Source organism: Cryobacterium tagatosivorans, from assembly GCF_004402215.1.
GTDB classification, from domain to species: Bacteria; Actinomycetota; Actinomycetes; order Actinomycetales; family Microbacteriaceae; genus Cryobacterium; species Cryobacterium tagatosivorans.
The window spans coordinates 15,300-33,831 of the sequence record NZ_SOEZ01000059.1; the positions used below are offsets into that span (position 1 = coordinate 15,300).

At 68.7% G+C, this 18,532-nt stretch carries 19 protein-coding genes; 6 read left to right on the forward strand and 13 right to left on the reverse strand.

Features of this window, described 5'->3' with window-relative positions:
- Positions 1-3: 3 nt before the first annotated feature.
- From E3O23_RS12115 to E3O23_RS12145, 7 genes are all read right to left on the reverse strand, one after another.
- Positions 4-1,005, reverse strand: coding sequence for a TadE/TadG family type IV pilus assembly protein (locus E3O23_RS12115; protein WP_134491363.1), 1,002 nt, complete (start codon positions 1,003-1,005; stop codon positions 4-6).
- Entirely contained in the window at positions 993-1,382 is a 390-nt protein-coding gene (locus E3O23_RS12120) for a TadE/TadG family type IV pilus assembly protein (protein ID WP_134491365.1), read from the reverse strand. Before E3O23_RS12120 ends, E3O23_RS12115 begins: the two co-directional genes overlap by 13 nt.
- 122 nt (positions 1,383-1,504) lie before the next feature.
- On the reverse strand, positions 1,505-1,684 hold the full coding sequence (locus tag E3O23_RS12125; RefSeq protein WP_134491366.1) for a Flp family type IVb pilin: 180 nt from the start codon (positions 1,682-1,684) through the stop codon (positions 1,505-1,507).
- A gap of 212 nt (positions 1,685-1,896) precedes the next feature.
- The gene (locus E3O23_RS12130; protein ID WP_134491368.1) at positions 1,897-2,082 is read right to left on the reverse strand and encodes a Flp family type IVb pilin; all 186 of its coding nucleotides are present in this window, start codon (positions 2,080-2,082) and stop codon (positions 1,897-1,899) included.
- 128 nt (positions 2,083-2,210) lie between these two features.
- Positions 2,211-2,855, reverse strand: coding sequence for a prepilin peptidase (locus tag E3O23_RS12135; RefSeq protein ID WP_134491370.1), 645 nt, complete (start codon positions 2,853-2,855; stop codon positions 2,211-2,213).
- A 55-nt stretch (positions 2,856-2,910) separates the two neighbouring features.
- Complete coding sequence (locus E3O23_RS12140) at positions 2,911-3,603, reverse strand: response regulator (RefSeq protein WP_255453305.1); 693 nt, start codon at positions 3,601-3,603, stop codon at positions 2,911-2,913.
- A 67-nt stretch (positions 3,604-3,670) separates the two neighbouring features.
- On the reverse strand, positions 3,671-5,320 hold the full coding sequence (locus E3O23_RS12145; RefSeq protein WP_134491374.1) for a sensor histidine kinase: 1,650 nt from the start codon (positions 5,318-5,320) through the stop codon (positions 3,671-3,673).
- A gap of 130 nt (positions 5,321-5,450) precedes the next feature.
- Between E3O23_RS12145 and E3O23_RS12150 the strand changes: the two genes are divergently transcribed.
- The 5 genes from E3O23_RS12150 (at position 5,451) to mgtA (ending at position 13,130) form a co-directional block, all read left to right on the forward strand.
- A complete protein-coding gene (locus E3O23_RS12150; protein WP_134491376.1) occupies positions 5,451-6,836 on the forward strand; it encodes a cation:dicarboxylate symporter family transporter in 1,386 nt (461 codons plus the stop codon).
- Positions 6,837-7,222: 386 nt separating this feature from the next.
- Positions 7,223-8,509 carry a quaternary amine ABC transporter ATP-binding protein gene (locus tag E3O23_RS12155; protein WP_241983462.1) on the forward strand — a complete coding sequence of 429 codons (1,287 nt, stop codon included), beginning with the start codon at positions 7,223-7,225 and terminating at the stop codon, positions 8,507-8,509.
- Positions 8,506-9,393: an ABC transporter permease gene (locus tag E3O23_RS12160; RefSeq protein WP_134491378.1), complete on the forward strand. Its 888-nt coding sequence runs from the start codon at positions 8,506-8,508 to the stop codon at positions 9,391-9,393. The genes E3O23_RS12155 and E3O23_RS12160 overlap by 4 nt, the downstream gene beginning before the upstream one ends.
- A gap of 50 nt (positions 9,394-9,443) precedes the next feature.
- A complete protein-coding gene (locus E3O23_RS12165) occupies positions 9,444-10,337 on the forward strand; it encodes a glycine betaine ABC transporter substrate-binding protein (RefSeq protein WP_134491380.1) in 894 nt (297 codons plus the stop codon).
- A 102-nt stretch (positions 10,338-10,439) separates the two neighbouring features.
- The gene (mgtA, locus tag E3O23_RS12170) at positions 10,440-13,130 is read left to right on the forward strand and encodes a magnesium-translocating P-type ATPase (protein ID WP_134491382.1); all 2,691 of its coding nucleotides are present in this window, start codon (positions 10,440-10,442) and stop codon (positions 13,128-13,130) included.
- A gap of 90 nt (positions 13,131-13,220) precedes the next feature.
- On the opposite strand, the gene E3O23_RS12175 is transcribed toward mgtA, so the two are convergent.
- The 5 genes from E3O23_RS12175 to E3O23_RS12195 form a co-directional block, all read right to left on the reverse strand.
- Positions 13,221-13,694, reverse strand: coding sequence for a flavodoxin family protein (locus E3O23_RS12175; RefSeq protein WP_134491384.1), 474 nt, complete (start codon positions 13,692-13,694; stop codon positions 13,221-13,223).
- A 16-nt stretch (positions 13,695-13,710) separates the two neighbouring features.
- Entirely contained in the window at positions 13,711-14,169 is a 459-nt protein-coding gene (locus E3O23_RS12180; RefSeq protein ID WP_134491386.1) for a pyridoxamine 5'-phosphate oxidase family protein, read from the reverse strand.
- 103 nt (positions 14,170-14,272) lie between these two features.
- Positions 14,273-14,866, reverse strand: a complete 594-nt coding sequence (locus tag E3O23_RS12185) for an energy-coupling factor transporter transmembrane component T family protein (protein ID WP_134491388.1) — start codon at positions 14,864-14,866, stop codon at positions 14,273-14,275.
- Positions 14,867-14,890: 24 nt separating this feature from the next.
- Positions 14,891-15,571, reverse strand: a complete 681-nt coding sequence (locus tag E3O23_RS12190) for an energy-coupling factor ABC transporter ATP-binding protein (RefSeq protein WP_134491390.1) — start codon at positions 15,569-15,571, stop codon at positions 14,891-14,893.
- Between the two features lie 7 nt (positions 15,572-15,578).
- Complete coding sequence (locus E3O23_RS12195; RefSeq protein WP_134491392.1) at positions 15,579-16,202, reverse strand: biotin transporter BioY; 624 nt, start codon at positions 16,200-16,202, stop codon at positions 15,579-15,581.
- 152 nt (positions 16,203-16,354) lie between these two features.
- Between E3O23_RS12195 and E3O23_RS12200 the strand changes: the two genes are divergently transcribed.
- Positions 16,355-16,618 carry a GlsB/YeaQ/YmgE family stress response membrane protein gene (locus tag E3O23_RS12200; protein ID WP_134491394.1) on the forward strand — a complete coding sequence of 88 codons (264 nt, stop codon included), beginning with the start codon at positions 16,355-16,357 and terminating at the stop codon, positions 16,616-16,618.
- Positions 16,619-16,716: 98 nt separating this feature from the next.
- Here E3O23_RS12200 and E3O23_RS12205 read toward each other — a convergent pair whose 3' ends face one another.
- Positions 16,717-18,513 carry a glycoside hydrolase family 15 protein gene (locus E3O23_RS12205; protein ID WP_134491396.1) on the reverse strand — a complete coding sequence of 599 codons (1,797 nt, stop codon included), beginning with the start codon at positions 18,511-18,513 and terminating at the stop codon, positions 16,717-16,719.
- Positions 18,514-18,532: the final 19 nt, after the last annotated feature.

Consider the following 18,532-nt stretch of genomic DNA (forward strand, 5'->3'; position numbering starts at 1 on the left):
CTCCTATTGGGTGAGTGTTACTGCTGTCGCGTTGAGCTGCGGGCCGCCGAGGCTGATGACGTCCTCGACGGAGACCCACTCGGTGAAGACCCCCTGGATGCCCCGCCAGCTGTTGCCCTTCGGGCAATCCTTCGGGTCGGCCGGAGGCGGAGGGCAGAGCGGGGCGGACTTGTCCAGGTCCTTGAAGGCAGGGAAGTTCCAGCCGGTGATCGTGAAGCCCGCGAAGGCGTAGATGCGGTACTCCGCGTTGGCGCCCGTGCCCTTGGTCAGGTCGAAGATGGGGATGAGCACCGTCTTGCCCTTGAGGGCGGTCAGCTTCGCCTTGCAGTCGCCCGTGATGTCGCCGCCGGTGTTGCTGCCCAGCCAGAGCTCCCCGGCGGCGTTGAGGGTGATGGTCGCTTCGCACGGGGCGCTGAGGTTGTCGAGCCAGCCGAAACCGCCGGGTATCACCTCGGTCGACGGGGCGTGCTTGCAGAGCTTGTTCGTGTCGGTTCGGATGGTCACGTGCTGGCCGGTTGCGGCCAAAGACTCCTGGAACTCGCACCAGGAGAGGGCGAGTGCCAGCACCTCCGCAGAACCGGGACCGCCCCATTCCGCCGTAGCGGTGGCGTGCACCGTTGTGTTGTCGATCCCCAGCAATGCTGCGAACGGGTGGCTGATGGCGCCGGCATTCGAGCCGGCCACCCGGGTGCTGTCGCTGACGACCACGGTGTGGGCGTTCGGAAAGCTTGGGGCGAGCACGTTGGCCGCGCCGTCGTTGGCGTTGCCGTTCGTGTAGCTGGCGGCGAGGCCGCCGGGGTTCGTGCAGACGTCGTTCGTGGCACAGTCCTGGGCGATCGCCAGTGCCGCGGCGTCCGCGCCGTTCTGCAGCTGGGCACGCTCGGCGTAGAGAGCGCCGACGTCCAGGGCAATGGCCAGGGAGCCGATCAGGGGCACCAGCATGATGCCGAGCATGACCGCGGTCGCGCCGCGATCCTCCCGCAGGCGTTTGTTCAACCATTGCATCGGAATACTCCAGTTCCGGTCAGGGGGATCGAGGCGCCGAAGAAGCCCGTCATCAGCGCGACGTTGTAGTTGATGGTCACGGTGACGGCCCCGCCGGCGGTACAGGTGCCGGGGCTGATGCCGATCTGGCCGGCGGTCACGGTCGGGTTGACCGACGGCGCCGCGAGTATGGCCGCGGTGCGGGCCGTGCCAGCGTTGTTGTGGATCGCCATGCTCCTGGCTCCTTCGCGAGCGGCGTTGCTCAGCGAGATCTGCACGTTGTAGACGCGGCTGAACTCGACGAGCCCCAGCACGAGCATGACCAGCACGGGGAGGATCAGCGCGAATTCAACGGCTGCCGCGCCGCGTTCGCTGCATCGATCGCGAAAACGCATCATCTGAATGGCCCTTCGGGTGGGCTGGAGAGCGGTGGGGGAGAGCAGTGAGAGGAGCGGGGTGAGTGTGGCGGCGGCTTCCGGAGGCCCGGTCGCCGCCGCCGTTCTTGAACTCAGTTGAGCGGTTAGAGGGTGTCGGCGACGCCCTGGAACGTGCCCTGGAGGGCGAGTCCAATCGCCCCAACGGCGCCAATGATGATGACGGCAATGAGCGAGACCATCAGGCCGTACTCAACGGCGGTGGCGCCTTCTTCTTCGGTGCGCATGCTGTTCAGAAGCGCCTGGACCTTCGTGTAGAACTTCATTTCGGGTGTCCGTTCTAGTGAAGAGCCGGCCTGGTCGGCGGCTCGGGTGAAGGAAAGCTATTCCGCCTGAGGAATCCTCACTACCCCCAGTAGGGGTGTGACCTACTCGGGGGGTGTCGGAAGTGCGTGCGGGAGCGCGATAGCATGCCGCGCCGGGGATGCGAGGGCATGCGAAGGCTCCGCGGCCGGTCTGCCGCGGGGTCCGGGGGTGGTTAGGGCCAGTTCAAGACGACGGCGTTGAACATTCCCAGGACCCCTCCGCCAACGGCGCCGACCGCGCCAAGGATGATCACGGCGATGAGTGAGCTCATCAGGGCGTACTCCACGGCCGTCGCGCCTCGTTCAAGGTCGTCGGCATGGCGGAGGCGGGTGGACGGGATGTCGAGAATCGTGCGCATATCTAACCCCTTGTGATTTCGGGTATCGCCGGGAAGGAGGCCACCATACTGCCGGACTTCCGCGTGCATCATTCCCCCACTCGTGGGGCACCCGAACGGGGGAGTCGACGCCGAAGGATGGGTGCCGATCAGAGGACGGCGGCGAGGATTGCGACGTATGCCCCGGCCAGCATGGACGGCCCGAACGGCAGGGAACCGCGCAGGCTGACCCGGCTCAGGGCGAGCGCGACGAGAGAGACAACGCTGCCGACCAGGAATCCGGCGACCAGCCCGATCAGCCAGGTGTCCCAGCCGAGGTAGCCGAGGGCGAGCCCGATCACAGCGGCGAGCTTCACGTCCCCCATGCCGACGCCCGCCGGCGAGATGAGCGCGAGCACCAGGTAGACCGCGAACAGCGCGGCGCCGCCCAGCAGGGCGCCTAACGCGGCGCCCCAATCGGCGCCCACGGCGGCCGCGATCACGAGGGCGGCCGCCACGATCACCGTGGTGGCCAGCAGCAGAGGGTTGGGCAGTCTCTTCTCAGCGACGTCGACGATGCTGAGCGTGACGGATGCCGCGGCCAGCAGCAGGTACGCCGGGAGTTCGGGCGCGAATCCGAAGCGCAGGGCGAGGAGCGCGAACAGGACCCCGGCGGCCAGGCTCGCGGCCAGCCGAACCCGCCAGCCGAGGGCGCGCGGCGCGCGCAGCATCCGTGCGGCCAGGAGCGTGAGCGGGACGCCGAGTGCCAGCCCGGCGAGCCCGGCCAGCGTCGGCAGCCACAGATCCGCGTTCATCCCGCTGAGTCTGGCGCATTCCCGGGTCGAAGGCACGCCCCTTTTCGGGAACGGCTCACCCGGACGACTTCCAGGCGTAGGCGTTCTCGGGGCGCCCCGGCGTGCCGTAGCGGGGGGTTCGAAGCACGGCGCCGGCGTCGGCGAGGTGCTCCAGGTAGCGCCGCGCGGTCACCCGCGACATGCCGAGCCGGTCCATGACCTCGCTCGCGGAGGCCGGCCCGGGTTCGGCCTTGAGGAACTCGATGACGGCGGCCAGCGTCGCGGCGGAGAGGCCCTTGGGCGGAGGCAGTTCGCTGGGCGCGCGGAGCGTGGCGAAGGCGAGATCGACCTCCGATTGCGTGGTCACCGACGGCTGGGCTCCCAGCTGCTGGTGGAAGTCGCGGTACTGGATGAGCTTCTCGGCGAACAGGGCGTAGGAGAACGGCTTGATCAGGTATTGCACGGCGCCCGCGGCGATCGCGCCGCGCACGGTCCGGAGTTCCCGGCCGGCGGTGATCGCGATGATGTCGGTGGCCAGCCCGGCCGCCCGGATGCGACGGCAGACGTCGAGGCCGTGCAGGTCCGGCAGGTTCATGTCCATCAGCACGAGGTCGATCGGAGCCCCGGATGTGGCGGCCTCGGAAAGCTGCCGAAGCGCGGACTGCCCGGTGTGGGCCGTACCGGCGTGCACGAATCCTGCCAACCGGCCGAGGTAGGCCGCATGGGCGTCGGCGGTCACGGGCTCGTCCTCGACCACAAGCACGCGGATCTGGCGGTCAGGTGAGCCCGGGCCCGGCGAGCCCGGGTCAGGCGTTCCCGGGTCAGGCGTTCCCGGGTCAGGCATGAGGTGCCCCGGTCAGGTTCGCGGCGGGGGACGCCGGCGGGTGGGGGCGAGCGGGAAGGGTGACCGCGAACACCGCTCCGTCCCGCCGTCCGATGACCAGAATGCCGCCCAGCCGAGCCACGGTTTGCCGCACGAGCGCCAGCCCCAGCCCGCGGCCATACGAGCCCGGGTCCTTGGTGCTGAATCCGGGGCGCAGCACGGCGGATTCCGCCTCGGCGGGAACGCCCGCTCCGCTGTCGGACACCTCGATCACGACGGAGTCAGGCATGGCCCGGACCACCAGGTCCACGGAGCGTGGCGCCTCGCCGGAGGCCGCCGCGTCCAGGGCGTTGTCGACCAGGTTGCCCAGCACGGTCACGAGGTCCTGCACCGACAGCCCGGATTCCGACAGGCTGCCCGACGCCGCCACGGTGAGGGAAATGCCGAGTTCATGTGCCTGTGCCGTCTTGCCCATCAACAGGGCGCCGATCACTGGTTCGTCGACGGCATTGATCATCTCGTCGGTCAGCTGTCGGCTCAGCTCGAGGTCCCCGGTCGCGAACTCCACCGCCTCGGAGATCCGGCCCAGCTCCATCAGGGAGACCAGAACGTGCAACCGGTTGGAGTGCTCATGGGTCTGGGCGCGGAGTGCATCCGAGAGAGTGCGCATCGACTGCAGCTCGCTGCCCAGCGCCTGGAGGTCGGTGTGATCGCGGATCGTGGCGACGGAGCCCATCGCTGCGGGTTTGCCCCGGCCGGCCGCCGACGCGAGCGCGGGTTGCTGGCTGACGACGAGCACCCGGCTCCCGGTTGGATGGATCTCATCGCGAGCGACCCGACCACTTCGGAGCAGCTCGGCCAGGCTCGCCGGCAGGTCAAGATCGGGCAGGACCGGGGCCGCTGCCGGGTCAGGGGACCGAGGAGGGATGCCGAGCAGCCGCGCCGCCTGGTCGTTGTAGAGCACGAGCTCACCCCGGTGGTCGACGAGCACGAGCCCCTCGCGCACGGAGTGCAGCACGGAGTCGAGGTACACGAACATCTGGGCCAGCTGCTCAGGTCCCCAGCCCAGGGTGACCCGGCGCAGATACCGGCCCAGCAGCCAGGTCGCAACGGATCCCGCGGCCAGGAGACCCATCGCCAGGCCGAGCACCGCGGGCAGGCGGGCGGCGAGGGCGATGCTGAGATTGCTCGTCGTCACCCCGACGGCCACGAGGGCACGCACCGTTCCCTGCTCGTCGACCACCGGTACGACGGCGCGCACGGACGGTCCGAGCGTGCCCGTCGAGACCTCGGTGAACGGCTCCCCGGACAACGCGGGCCCGATCGAGCCGATGTAGTCCTGACCGATTTCGGACGCCGTCGGGTGCGTCCAGCGGGTGCGGTCCGGGTGCATGATGGTGATGAAATCGAGGTCGGCGTCCGCCGCGACGTCCAGGGCGTACGGCTGCAGGGCGTCGCTCGGGTTCGCCGCATGGCTGGCCTCGAGAACGAGGGGATTGTCGGCGATCGCCGTGGCCACGGCCAGCATCCGGTCCGCGGTTTCCGTGTATCCGCGATCGCGGGCGTCGACGAATGACGCCGTGCCGACGAAGGCGGCCAGCACGACGATGAAGATGGCATGGGCCAGGAACAACCGGCGCGCGATGCTCCAACCCGGACTCATCGCATTTCCTCCCGTGAACAATATGACCGCAAGCGTGACGCCACCCGGCTCGTGAACCACTCTGGAACGCACCACGGATTTCGGAGGGGCCCGCTGCGGGCCCCCTCAAGCCTAGACAAAGGAGTCTCCCATGGCGTCGTCGCCAGTTGCCCCCGTCCTGAAGCGCACGAAGCGTTTCGACAAATCTCACTACCTGTACACGGCGGTCATCGTCGCCGTCGTACTGGGCGTCGTCGTCGGCCTGGTGTTCGGCGGCCCGGACGGATTCGCCGTCTCCCTCAAGCCGCTCGGGGCCGCATTCATCGGCTTGATCAAGATGATGATCTCGCCGATCATCTTCTGCACGATCGTGCTCGGCATCGGCTCCATCGCCAAGGCCGCCACCGTCGGCCGGATCGGCGGCCTGGCCCTCGGATACTTCCTCATCATGTCCACCTTCGCGCTGGGCATCGGCCTGCTGGTCGGCAATCTCATCCAGCCCGGTGCGGGCCTGGACATCGCCGGCGCCAGCTACGCGGTGACGGAATCCTCCGACACGGAGACCTTCCTACTGGGCGTCATCCCGGTGACCCTGTTCTCCTCGCTGACCTCCGGCAACATCCTCCAGACGCTGCTCGTGGCGCTCGTCGCCGGATTCGCCCTGCAGAAAATGGGGCCGGCCGGCCTCCCGATCCTCCGCGGCATCGCGCACATCCAGGCCCTCGTCTTCCGGATCCTCATCATGGTCATGTGGCTCGCGCCCCTGGGCGCCTTCGGCGCCATTGCCGCGGTCGTCGGCGAAACCGGCATCCAGGCCGTGATCAGCCTGTTCACCCTGATGGCCGCCTTCTACCTCACCTGCATCGTCTTCATCGTGGTCATCCTCGGCGGGCTGCTGAAGGTCGTCACCGGGGTCAACATCTTCAAGCTGATGCGGTACCTGGGTCGCGAATACCTGCTCATCTTCTCGACCTCCTCCTCCGAGGCGGCCCTCCCGCGCCTGATCGCGAAGATGGAGCACCTCGGCGTTTCCAAGCCGGTCGTCGGCGTGACCGTCCCCACCGGCTACTCCTTCAACCTCGACGGCACGGCGATCTACCTGACGATGGCATCGCTGTTCATCGCGACCGCGCTGGGGCAGCCGTTGCACCTGGGCGAGCAGATCGGACTGCTCGTGTTCATGATCATCGCGTCGAAGGGCGCGGCCGGAGTCTCCGGTGCCGGCCTGGCGACCCTCGCCGGCGGCCTGCAGGCCCATGCCCCACAGCTGCTCGACGGCGTCGGCTTCATCGTCGGTATCGACCGGTTCATGTCCGAGGCGCGCGCGCTGACCAACTTCACCGGCAACGCCGTCGCCACCGTGCTGATCGGCACCTGGACGAAGGAAATCGACCGGGTGCAGGTCGACCGGGTCCTCGACCGCCTCGAGCCCTTCGACGAGTCCACGATGCTGGCGCACCACAGCCTCGCGGAACACCCCGGCCAGGTCGAGGGCCAGGGCGACGCCACCAGGCAGCCGGTCTCCGTCGGCGCCTGATCCGGGCCCAGTACTTGGGGGGAACGCGCAAGGCAGTGCCGTCCGGGCAGCAGTACTCCCGGGCGGCACTCGCGCGTCCGGCCCCCAAAGAGAGCGCCCAGTCCCCAAAAAGCCGCCGTCGTCCCCCAAAAAGGGGGTGTGCTAGGGTTGGCGACGGTCTTACGACCCTTCACCAGGACGCGCTCGCGCAGCCGACAACCCGATGCAAACAATCGCACGGGGACGGCCGCGATCGTATGGTGAGGCCCTGACGAGTGGTCCCATGATCGCTCCAGCCCCGCTCACTGAAGCGCGCCGTGGCCGGTCACGGCCTACCCGTCCGGCAACAGCTTGCATTCGATGCGTCGACCGCTAAACCGGTGACGTTCGGCGTGCACGGAGAACACGTGACCGAAAACATTGCCGTCAAGGCAGATCGACTCTACAAAGCGTTCGGGCGCCGCCCGAACGAAATGGTCAAGAAACTCGCCGCAGGGGCCGGCCGGTCCGAAGTCGCCTCCCTGGGCACCGCGGCCGTCATCGACGCGTCGTTCGAGGTCAAGCGCGGCGAGATCTTCGTCGTCATGGGTCTCTCCGGATCGGGCAAATCCACGCTCATCCGGATGCTCAACGGCCTGCTCGAGGCCACCTCCGGCACCGTCACGGTCGCCGGCAGGCCCATCACCGGCATCCCGGCCAGGCAGCTGCGCGACGTGCGCCGGCAGAGCATCTCCATGGTCTTCCAGCACTTCGCCCTCCTGCCGCACCGCACCGTGATCGACAACGTCGCCTACGGCCTCGAAGTGCAGGGGGTGGCCCGCGAGGAGCGACTGGAGCGCGCCCGCACCATCATCCGCCTGGTCGGGCTGGACGGCTGGGCCGACAGCCTTCCCTCCGAGCTGTCCGGCGGAATGCAGCAGCGAGTCGGCCTCGGTCGTGCGCTGGCTGCGGACACCGACGTGCTGCTGATGGATGAGGCGTTCTCGGCGCTCGACCCGCTGATCCGCCGCGAGATGCAGGAACAGCTGATCGAGCTGCAGGCAGAGCTCGGCAAGACCATCATCTTCATCACCCACGACCTCAACGAGGCCATGTTCCTCGGCGACCGCATCGCGGTCATGCGCGACGGCCGGATCGTGCAGATCGGAACCCCCGAGGACATCCTCACCGACCCGGCCAACGACTACGTCGCCCAGTTCGTCCAGGATGTCGACCGGGCCCGGGTGCTGACGGCCTCCAGCGTCATGGAGCCCGTGCGCAGCGTCGTCACGATCACCGCCGGGCCTCGGGCCGCGCTGCGCACGATGCGCGACCTGCAGACCTCGGCCACGTTCGTCGTCAACCGCGACCGCACCTTCGCCGGTGTCGTGCGCGACCGGGACGTCCTCCGGCTGGTCAAGGCCGGCGAGACCGACCTGCGCGGAATCATCCGCGACACCGCCACGGCGGTCACGCCCGACACGGCCCTGGTCGACCTCGTCGAGCCGTCGGTCGAAAGCGACCTGCCGATCGCCGTCATCGACGAGAAGAAGCGCCTGGTCGGGGTCATCCCGCGAGTCACGCTGCTCGCCGCGATCGGCAACGTCTCCACGACCACGGGCGAGCTGCCCGTCGTCGAACCGGCTGCGACGATCTCCGTCAGCCTCATCACCGAAACCCTGCGCGAAACCGCGCTGGAAGGGGCACAGCTGTGAACGACTTCCGCATTCCCCTCGGCACCTGGGCCGACGGCTTCATCGACTACATCACCGACACGTTCGGCTTCCTGTTCGACGTCATCCGGGCGGTCTTCGACGGCGCCTTCGAGGCCGTTGACTTCCTGCTCGTCTCTCCGCCGTTCTGGGTGATCATCGTGATCGCGGCCGCGTTGGCGTACTCCACCCGCGGCTGGAAGTTCGCGGTCGGATCCATCGTCGGGCTGCTCCTGATCGTGGGCGTCGACCAGTGGGAGAACGCGATGGACACCCTCGCCCTCGTGCTGGTCGCGAGCCTGCTCGCCATCGTCATCAGCGTTCCACTGGGGATCCTGGCCGCGAAGTCGTCCGCCGCATCCAGCATCATCCGACCGGTGCTCGACTTCATGCAGACGATGCCGGCCTTCGTCTACCTGATCCCGGCGCTCATCCTCTTCCGCGTCGGAGTCGTTCCCGGAATCGTGGCGACGATCATCTTCGCGCTGGCGCCCGGCGTCCGTCTCACCGAACTGGGCATTCGCGGGGTCGACAAGGAAGTCGTCGAGGCCGGGCAGGCCTTCGGCGCGTCGCCCTGGCGCATTCTCCGCCAGATCCAGCTCCCGCTCGCGATGCCGACGATCATGGCCGGAATCAACCAGGTCATCATGCTGTCCCTGTCGATGGTCGTCATCGCCGGAATGGTCGGTGCCGGCGGCCTCGGCGCCCAGGTCGTTGCCAGCCTCAACCGCATCGACGTCGCCCTCGGCTTCGAGGCTGGACTCGCCGTGGTCATCCTCGCGATCTTCCTGGACCGCCTGACCGCGGCCCTCGGAACGGGCGACACTCCCCTCGGCCGGCTGCTCGGGGCGCGCAAGCGCGCCCGCCAGCAGGTACTGGCAGCCTGACCCACACACTTCACACCCCGCCACCCATCGCGGTGGCACGAAAGGACACCATGAAGAATCGTTCACGATCATTGATCGCCGCCGGAGCGGTCGGGCTCCTCGCCCTCACCGGTTGCGCGTCCGCTGACGAAACCGTCGGCGGCGGCAACAAGGACAAGAAGGACCTCACCATCGCCGTGTTCAACGGCTGGGATGAGGGCGTCGCCGCCTCCGAGCTGTGGAAGGCCGTCCTCGACGAGAAGGGCTACAACGTCGAGCTGGAATACGCCGACGTGGCGCCCGTCTACTCGGGGCTGTCCACCGGGGACTACGACCTCAACCTCGACGTGTGGCTGCCCGAAACCCACGCCTCCTACGTTAAGGAGTACGGCGACGACATCGTCGACCTCGGGGCCTGGAACGAGGAGTCCCGGCTCACCATCGCGGTGAACGAGGATGCCCCGATCGACTCCCTCGATGAGCTCGCCAAGAACGCCGACAAATTCGGCAACCGCATCGTTGGAATCGAGCCCGGCGCCGGGCTGACCGCAGCGACGACCGACCGGGTCATCCCGGCCTACGGCCTCGACAAGATGGACTACCTCACCTCCTCGACCGCCGCCATGCTGACCGAGCTGACCGCGGCCACCAAGGCCGGCGAGAACATCGTCGTCACCCTCTGGGAGCCGCACTGGGCCTACAGCTCCCTGCCGATCAAGACCCTCGAGGACCCGAAGGGCACCCTTGAGAACGTGGAGAGCATCCACGCCTACGGCAAGAAGGATGTCGCCAAGGACTTCCCGCAGGCCAGCAAGTGGATCAAGAACTTCGACATGGACCTCGAGAAGCTGTACTCGCTCGAGAAGGCCATGTTCGTCGACTACGACGGCCAGGACTACGCGCCGATCGTCAAGAAGTGGATCGGCGAAAACCAGGAGTACGTCGACTCCATGACCAGCAAGTAGAGCCGCACGGCTCCACGTTCCACCCGACAGGCCCGCGTCCCCGTGACGCGGGCCTTTCGGCGTCCACTGGCGTCCGGCGCGCAGGTGGGACATTCTGAGGCCATGCCGGACGTGGGCGTGGCGGACGTGGATCTGCCGGAGTCGCTGGCCGATGCCGCGCGCCTCGGCCCGGTGGAGGCGCTTCGGGCGCTGCGCAGCCGCGAAGCCGGGTTGACGAGCGCGGAAGCCGCAGAGCGCCTGAGGGAGCTGGGACCCAACGCTGTCCGGACGCACCGGGCCAGCGCCTGGTCGGTGCTCGCCCGGCAGTTGCGCAGCCCCATCCTGATCCTCCTCATCATCACCGCCGGAATCTCGCTCTTCCTGGGCGATTTCACGAACTCGATAGTCATCGGCGTGATCCTCGTGGTCAGCGTCGGCCTCGGTTTCAGCAACGAGTATCGGGCCGAGCTGGCCGCCCAGGCCCTGCACTCCCGAGTGACGCACCGTGCCGTCGTCGTCCGCGACGGCACGGCCCGCCCGGTCGACGTCGTGGAACTCGTGCCCGGCGACGTCGTTCACCTGGGACTTGGCACGGTCGTGCCGGCGGACATCCGGTTGCTGAGCAGCGAAGACCTGCTCTGCGACGAGAGCATCCTCACCGGCGAGTCCCTTCCGGTCAGCAAGGACCCCGCGGCGGAGGCCGAGGCGGGCGAGCTGGCCTCCTGCGTCCGCATGGGCACGGTCATCCAGGCCGGCAGTTGCGTCGGCGTCGTGGTCGCCACGGGAGGACGGGCAGAATTCGGCCGCATCGCCCTCGGGCTGGGGGAGCAGCAACCGCAGACCGAATTCCAGCTCGGGCTCCGACGCTTCTCCATCCTTCTGCTGCAGGTGGCGATCGGCCTGACCTCGCTGATCTTCGTTGCCAACCTGTTGCTGCAGCGCCCGGTGCTCGAGTCCCTGCTCTTCTCCCTGGCCATCGCGGTCGGCATCACTCCGCAGCTGCTTCCTGCCGTCGTCAGCACCAGCCTCGCGACGGGCACCAGGCAGCTCGCCCGCCGAAAGGTGCTCGTCAAACGGCTGGTCTGCATCGAAGACCTCGGCGACATGGATGTGCTCGTCACCGACAAGACCGGGACGCTCACCGAGGGGCAGATCGGGTTCGCCGACGCACTGGCCGTCGGTCCGGGCGCCTCGGCCGAGGACGTGTACCAGCTCGGCCTGCTGGCCACCGAAGCCGACTACGCGACGGGCGGGCTCGCGGACACGGGCCAGAACCCGCTCGACGCCGCGCTCTGGGCTTCCCCGCGCGCGGCGGCCTTCCGGGCAGACCGGTATGACCGCCTCGACGTCATCCCCTTCGACCACGAGCGGCGGATGACCAGCGTGCTGGTGCGGGAAGCCTCCGGAAGCGCGCGACTGGTGACGAAGGGCGCCCCCGAGGATGTCCTCCGGCGCTGCGTCGGCACGCCGGCTTCGGCCCTGGCGCTGCTGGATGAACAATTCGACGCCGGCGCCCGGGTGATCGCGGTCGCCACCCGTCCGGCCGCCGGGGTCGTGGGCATCCGGCCGGCCGACGAGCACGACCTGGTCCTGGCCGGCTTCCTCGTCTTCGTCGATCCGCCGAAGGCCAACGCCCGCCAGTCGCTGGATCGCCTGGAGGCGCTCGGAATCACGGTGAAGATCGCCACCGGGGACAACCCCCGGGTGGCGGAGAAGGTGTGCGCGGACCTGGATGTCCTCTCCGGCGGCACCCTCACCGGCGCGCAGATCGACGAGCTGTCGGATGCGGAGCTGAGTGCGGCGGCCGAGGAGGCGAGCATCTTCGCCCGCGTGACGCCGGAACAAAAGGCGCGGATCGTGCGGCTGCTGCGAGAGAGCGGCCGGGCCGTCGGATTCCTCGGTGACGGCGTGAACGACGCCCTGGCGCTGCACGACGCGGACATCGGCATTTCGGTGGACAGCGCCACCGACGTCGCGAAGGACGCCGCCGACGTGGTGCTCCTCGACAAGGACCTGGGAGTGCTCGCGGACGGCGTGATGGAGGGCAGGCGCATCTTCGCGAACACGATCAAGTACGTGCTGATGGGGACGTCGAGCAACTTCGGCAACATGTTCAGCGCCGCCGTGGCATCCGTCGTGCTGAGCTTCCTGCCGATGCTGCCCGGCCAGATCCTGCTGAACAACCTGCTCTACGACACCGGGCAACTGGCCATCCCCGGCGACAACGTGGACGAGGAACAGCTTCGGGCGCCGGCGCACTGGAACATCGGGCTCATCCGGCGCTTCATGCTCGTCTTCGGCCCGATCAGCTCCCTCTTCGACTTCGCGACCTTCGCCCTGATGCTGGTCGTCTTCGACGCGGCGCCGGGGGAGTTCCGGGCCGGCTGGTTCATCGAGTCGCTCGCGACACAGACCCTGATCATCTTCGTCATCCGGACGCGCCGGGTGCCGTTCCTGCGCAGCCGCCCGTCGGCCGGCCTCACCGCGGCGGCCCTCGGCGTGGTGGCAGTGGGCATCTCCCTGCCCTACTCCCCGCTGGCGGGACTGCTCGGCTTCGACCCGCTCCCCGTGCCGTTCTTCCTGGCGCTGCTCGCGATGCTCGTCGTCTACCTGGTCCTGGTGGAGTTCGCCAAGCTCTGGTTCTTCGGCCTGGCCGCGCAGAAGGCGCCGGCGCCCCGGCAGCGGAGGCCGGAGCACCGCATCAATCGCCGGGCGGCGCCCTTCAGCATCACCATGCCGGTGCCCGCCGTGGGCCCGCGGAGGCGGCGCCGGCGCCGGACGGCCGCGCGCGCACGGCCGCCGAAGACCGGATGAATCGCGTGCGGCGGATCGACGACCGGACGACGCCGCCGCGTCGAACACGTCTTCTCCGGTCATCGCGGCACCGTCGTGCCCGCCGCGGTCTCAGTCCGTGACGCCTGGGGCGCGCGGGCCGGCGCCCCGGGCGGCGACCGCTATCGCCCGCGCCCAGGCGGTTGCCCCCTCCACCTCGCCGGCAGCGAGCGGCCCCTCCCGGCCCTCGACAATGAAGCCGCGCGGCCTGGCCACGATCCGGGCTCCCGCCTTCCCAAGGGCGTGGGAGATCTTCCCCGCGGCGTCGCCGTGGATGAAGAGCCTCACGCGCGTGTCGAAGGCTGCGGCGTGGACGCCTCGGAGGGTGTCCGCGCCGAGCCCGTCGAGGAACTCCTGCGTTCGAGGGGTGGGTTTCCAGGCGTTGATCGGGCTTCCGACGACGAGCAGGTCCACTCCCTCCAGAGCGCCTTTCGCCAGGCCGGCCAAGGGGGTTGCCGTGGCGCCGTTTCCGAGTTCCGCGGCAATCGCCTCGGCGACTTTCTGGGTGTTGCCGAAGTTCGAGTCAAACAAAACGAGTGTGCTCATGGTTCTCTTCCTTCCTTCAGGCGCGTGATCGTGTGGTCCATCCGCGGCCGTCGTGCCAGCCCTCGATGACCAGGCGGGTGTTCGAGCCGTCGACATAGGTCAGGACGACCTCGCTGACGTCCACCTCGAAGCAGGAAGATCCCGGCGGCTCGCTCTCGAGCGGGGCTATGTCGATGAGGCGGCCGGCGATCTTCGCATCGCCCGGCCAGTCGGACGGTTTCCCGGCCGGCGGCTCGATCGTCGGGGAGTGGATGGCGACCCGAGGGTCGCGGCGAACGTCCTGGAGCTTGACCGACCCTGGCATCATGCCCAGCGTGATGCGCCCCTCCCGGAACGCGACCTCGGTCCCGCTGATCCGCGGGGCGCCGTCGGTGCGTACCGTAGCCATCGTCTTGTTCGTGCCCGAGTCGAATCGTTCCCGGACTCGTGACGCGAAACCGGGGGCCTCGGATTCGACCTGTGTCCATGCCGCCATGAAGGCAATGTACCCCTGCGGGCGGAGCCGTGTCCCGGCTGAGTTGCGGACAAAGCACCTTCCATTTCGTGGCGAAGGTACTTTCCCCGCAAGTGAACTTCGCTCAGTCGTCGAGCCCTCGGGCAACGAGGGCCTCGCCCAGGGCATCCGCCGCGTACAGCGACCGGACGACGACGGGAACGGCCAACGCCATCACCGAGCCGCGCGTTCCGCGAGCCCGGCGGGCCTCGAGTACCTCGGTCACGATCTCGGTCACAAGGGGGATGCAGCGGATGGTGAGGGCCACCAGCAGGCCGATCCGGTCGGCGTCGATCCAGCGGCCGAACGGCCGGAGCATTCGCTGGAAGGCCTCGAGAACGGACGTCACGGTCGTGGTCAGGGTGAACAGCGCGGCGAGGGCGACCGCGGTGATGAGTCGTCCGGCCATCAGCCCGGCGACGAGCCAGCCGGCCAGCAGCCCCTGGATCGGCACGACGATCACGAGCATCCAGAGAATCGGGGCGATCTGCGCCACGGCGGCCCGCGGCGGGATGCGCGCGATGACGAAGAGGGTGAGGACGACGAGCGCCGCGACGGCAAGCTGCCACGGCTGCTGCAGCACTCCGATGACCACCACGCCGACCGAGAGCAGGACCAGCTTGAGCAGGGTGGGCGCCCGGTGGACGACCGACCGGCCGGGGGAGTACAGGCCGATCACGCGAGGCCGATCATGCGAGGCCGATCATGCGAGCAGCGCGCGGTACGCGTCCAGGGAGTCCTCGGGGACTCCGTCGGCCACGACCGCGCCGTGCTCGATGACGATCACCCGGTCGAAGCCCTCGAGCAGCGCGAACTGATGGGTGACCACGATCACCTGCTGGCTCATCGAGCGCAGCAGGTCGCCGATGTGGCGGGCGTTGCGGGCGTCGAGCAGGGTGGTCGGCTCATCCGCGACGAGGACCTTTGGGTCCGCGACGAGCACGGCGGCCAGGGCGAGGAGCTGCTTCTGTCCGCCGGACAGCAGGTGAGCGGGATGGTCGGCGTGCCCGGCGAGCCCGAAGCGGTGCAACGCGGCCGTGGTGCGCTGGGTGATCTCCTCCGCACTCAGGCCGCGGCGGCGAAGGGTGAACGCGATGTCCTCCTGCACGGTGGGCATGACGATCTGGTTGTCGGGATTGGTGAAGATGAAACCGACGAGGCGGCGCACCTCGCGAGCCTTCTTCGCCACGTCCAGGCCGTCCACCGACACGGTTCCGCTGCTCGGCGCGACAAGACCGTTGATCATGCGCACCAGCGTGGACTTGCCGGAGCCGTTGGCGCCGACGATCCCGATGCGGTGCTCGGTGAGCCTCAGGTCGATCCCCCGGAGGACCTGCCTCTCGCCGAACGCGTGCGAGACCGCGTCGAAGGTGATGGTGCTCATCGAGCCCCTAGGCCGTTGGCGCGGAGTCGACCTGGGCCGGCGCCGTGCCGGACGAGGACCGCCGGGCGAGCGGGGCGATGAGTCCGGGGTAGGCCCGGTGCACCTGGCGGGCAACCAGCACGGTCACGACGACCTTCAGCAGGTCGCCGGGCAGGAACTTCGCGCTGTCGAATATCGCGACCCAGAGGGGCAGGCCCAGGTTGATCGCGGTCACGGGAATGCCGAGAAGGTAGACGGCGACGACGCCGCCGAGTGCGGTCGCCCCGACGGCGGGCCAGAACGGGTACTTCGGCAGCAGGCGCGCCGTGAGGTAGCCGATCACGACCACTGCGAGCAGCCAGCCGTAGAGGTATCCGGTGGAGGGGGAGATGGTGAACCAGAGGAGTCCGCCGCGACCGCCGGACAGCAGGGGAAGGCCCGCCGCGGCCAGGGCGAGGAACAGCGCAACCGCGAAGAAGCCCTTGCGGGCCCCGAGGATGGCGCCCGCGAGCATGACGCCGAGGGTCTGGAAGGTGATCGGCACCGCGACAGCTCCGATGGACAACGCACCGGGAAGACCGAGGGCGGCGATCAGGGCGGCGAAGATGGCGATGTGTGCGAGGTCCCGCGCGGCGAGTGTCCGATTTGTCATATTCCCCAACTTAGAATTCGTGCGACACGCCGGGGAAATGAGAACCTACAACAAAATCGCGAAAAGTCTATAAGCTGCCCTCCACGGACAGCAGATTCACAGCCGGCCGCACCGCCGCATCCGCTCTGGATGCCGACAGAAGGGTACCGATCATGAGTTTTCTCGGCTTTCTCCTCCTCGGTTTGATCGCCGGGGCCATCGCGAAGATGCTCCTTCCCGGCACGCAGGGTGGTGGCTGGTTGATCACCCTGGTGCTCGGTGTCGTGGGCGCGATCCTCGGCGGCTGGCTGGCCAGCCTGCTCTTCAACGTCGAAATGGGGACGTTCTTCGAATGGCGGACGTGGGTGATCGCGATCCTCGGCTCCATCGTCGTGCTGCTCGTGTACGGGCTTTTCACCCGCAGCAGGAAGGCCTGATCCCGCACTCCGCAGGCACGCATCACCAGGCATCACCACGTAAGGGGGCTCCGCTTCGGCGGGGCCCCCTTTCCTGTCGGTGGTGCCTGGCTGCCGGCCTATTCCCGGCTCCGCCCCAGGGCAGCCCTGGCGGCCTCGATCGCATCGGCCGCGCGCACGAGGCCGAGGTGGGACAGCGCCTGGGGCGTGTTGCCCACCTGGTGCCCGCCCCGCACGTCGTACTCCTCCGACAGCAGGCCCACGTCGTTGACACAGCCGACCAGCCGGTGCATGAGGGTCGTCGCGTCCCCTATCCGGCCGGACGCCGCGTACTGCTCGACCAGCCAGAACGAGCAGGCCAGGAACGAATGCTCGCCCGGCGGCAGCCCGTCCACCGAGGGGTGGGCACGGTACCGCATGAGCAGGCCGTCCTGCATCAACTCGGCCTCGATCGCGGCGACCGTGCCGAGCATCCGGGGGTCCGTGGCCTCGCAGAACCCGACCTGCGGGAGCACGAGGAGTGAGGCATCCACCTCCTGGCTCCCGAAGTACTGGGTATAGGAGTTGAGCGCGGTGCTGAAACCGCGGCTCTCGATGTCGCGCCGAACCTCGTCCCGCAGTGCCGTCCAGCGTTCCAGCGGGCCGGGGAGGCCATATTCGGTGATTCCGCGCACCGCCCGGTCGAAGGCGGCCCAGACCATGACCCGGGAATGCGTGAAGGCACGAGCCGGCCCGCGGACCTCCCAGATTCCCTGGTCGGGATGCTGCCAGTTGCGTTCGAGGTGTGCGATGAGCGCGCACTGCAGGGGCCAGGAGAACTCCGACTCGTCCACTCCCGCCCCGCGGGCTGCGTGCAGCGCGACCATCACCTGGCCGACGGCGTCCCCCTGGAACTGGCTCACGGCCGCGTTCCCCACCCGGACCGGTGCCGCCCCGCGGTAGCCGGGCAGGCTGTCGAGCTCCCGCTCCGGCAGGTAGCGCTCGCCGGCGAGACCGTACATGATCTGAACGTCGGCCGGGTCGCCGGCGATGGCCCGGAGCAGCCAGCCTCGCCAGGCTTCCGCCTCGGTCTCGTAGCCGTGCGAGAGCAGGACCTCCAGCGTGAGCGACGCGTCGCGCAGCCACACGTACCGGTAGTCCCAGTTGCGTGAACCGCCGAAGTGCTCGGGCAGCGACGTCGTCGCGGCGGCGACGATGCCGCCCGTTTTCTCGTGGCTGAGAGCGCGCAGCACGAGCATCGAGCGCACCACCTGGCCATGGAAGTCACCCGTGTCCGTGCAGCTGCGGGCCCAGCCGCCCCACCACTCCGCGGTCTCCCGGTAGGCCTGCCTGACGTCCACGGCCGTCGGCGTGTCCAGGTGGGACGGGAACCAGGTCAGCTGCAGATCGACGGTTTCGCCGGGCGCGACGGTGAACTCCGACACGTGCCGGTGGTCCGCGGCGCGCAGGGCGGGACCGCGCACCACGATGGCATCCGGGCCCGCGACGGCGATGATGGCCGGCTCGGCTTCGTGCCTCAGCTGGCGCACCCAGGGGATCGTCGTCGAGTAACCGAAGCGGATGCGCAGCTCCTGGGCCATCTCGACCGTGCCCCGGATGCCGCGCACCCGGCGCACGACATCGGACCGGCCGTTGCCGTGAGGCATGAAGTCGATGACTTCGACCTGGCCGGTCTCGGTCGTCCACTCCGTCAGCAGGATGAAGGTGTCGCCCACGTACCGGCGGGTGCAGGTCGCCGACGGGTCGGTCGGGGCGAGGAGCCAGCGGCCGTTGTCCTCGGTGCCGAGGAGGGCCCCGAACATGGAGGCGGAATCGTACCGGGGCAGGCAGAGCCAGTCGATGCTGCCGTCCAGGCCGACGAGCGCAGCGGTATGGCAATCGCTGATGAGGGCATAGTCCTCGATATTGAGCGCCATGGCTCCATCCTGACAGCTA

Bases quoted from the DNA above. Each gene is read 5' to 3' on its own strand.
- E3O23_RS12115 (WP_134491363.1), bottom strand. From the start codon at position 1,005: ATGCAATGGTTGAACAAACGCCTGCGGGAGGATCGCGGCGCGACCGCG.
- E3O23_RS12120 (WP_134491365.1), bottom strand. From the start codon at position 1,382: ATGATGCGTTTTCGCGATCGATGCAGCGAACGCGGCGCGGCAGCCGTT.
- E3O23_RS12125 (WP_134491366.1), bottom strand. From the start codon at position 1,684: ATGAAGTTCTACACGAAGGTCCAGGCGCTTCTGAACAGCATGCGCACC.
- E3O23_RS12130 (WP_134491368.1), bottom strand. From the start codon at position 2,082: ATGCGCACGATTCTCGACATCCCGTCCACCCGCCTCCGCCATGCCGAC.
- E3O23_RS12135 (WP_134491370.1), bottom strand. From the start codon at position 2,855: ATGAACGCGGATCTGTGGCTGCCGACGCTGGCCGGGCTCGCCGGGCTG.
- E3O23_RS12145 (WP_134491374.1), bottom strand. From the start codon at position 5,320: ATGAGTCCGGGTTGGAGCATCGCGCGCCGGTTGTTCCTGGCCCATGCC.
- E3O23_RS12150 (WP_134491376.1), top strand. From the start codon at position 5,451: ATGGCGTCGTCGCCAGTTGCCCCCGTCCTGAAGCGCACGAAGCGTTTC.
- E3O23_RS12165 (WP_134491380.1), top strand. From the start codon at position 9,444: ATGAAGAATCGTTCACGATCATTGATCGCCGCCGGAGCGGTCGGGCTC.
- mgtA (WP_134491382.1), top strand. From the start codon at position 10,440: ATGCCGGACGTGGGCGTGGCGGACGTGGATCTGCCGGAGTCGCTGGCC.
- E3O23_RS12175 (WP_134491384.1), bottom strand. From the start codon at position 13,694: ATGAGCACACTCGTTTTGTTTGACTCGAACTTCGGCAACACCCAGAAA.
- E3O23_RS12180 (WP_134491386.1), bottom strand. From the start codon at position 14,169: ATGGCGGCATGGACACAGGTCGAATCCGAGGCCCCCGGTTTCGCGTCA.
- E3O23_RS12190 (WP_134491390.1), bottom strand. From the start codon at position 15,571: ATGAGCACCATCACCTTCGACGCGGTCTCGCACGCGTTCGGCGAGAGG.
- E3O23_RS12195 (WP_134491392.1), bottom strand. From the start codon at position 16,202: ATGACAAATCGGACACTCGCCGCGCGGGACCTCGCACACATCGCCATC.
- E3O23_RS12200 (WP_134491394.1), top strand. From the start codon at position 16,355: ATGAGTTTTCTCGGCTTTCTCCTCCTCGGTTTGATCGCCGGGGCCATC.
- E3O23_RS12205 (WP_134491396.1), bottom strand. From the start codon at position 18,513: ATGGCGCTCAATATCGAGGACTATGCCCTCATCAGCGATTGCCATACC.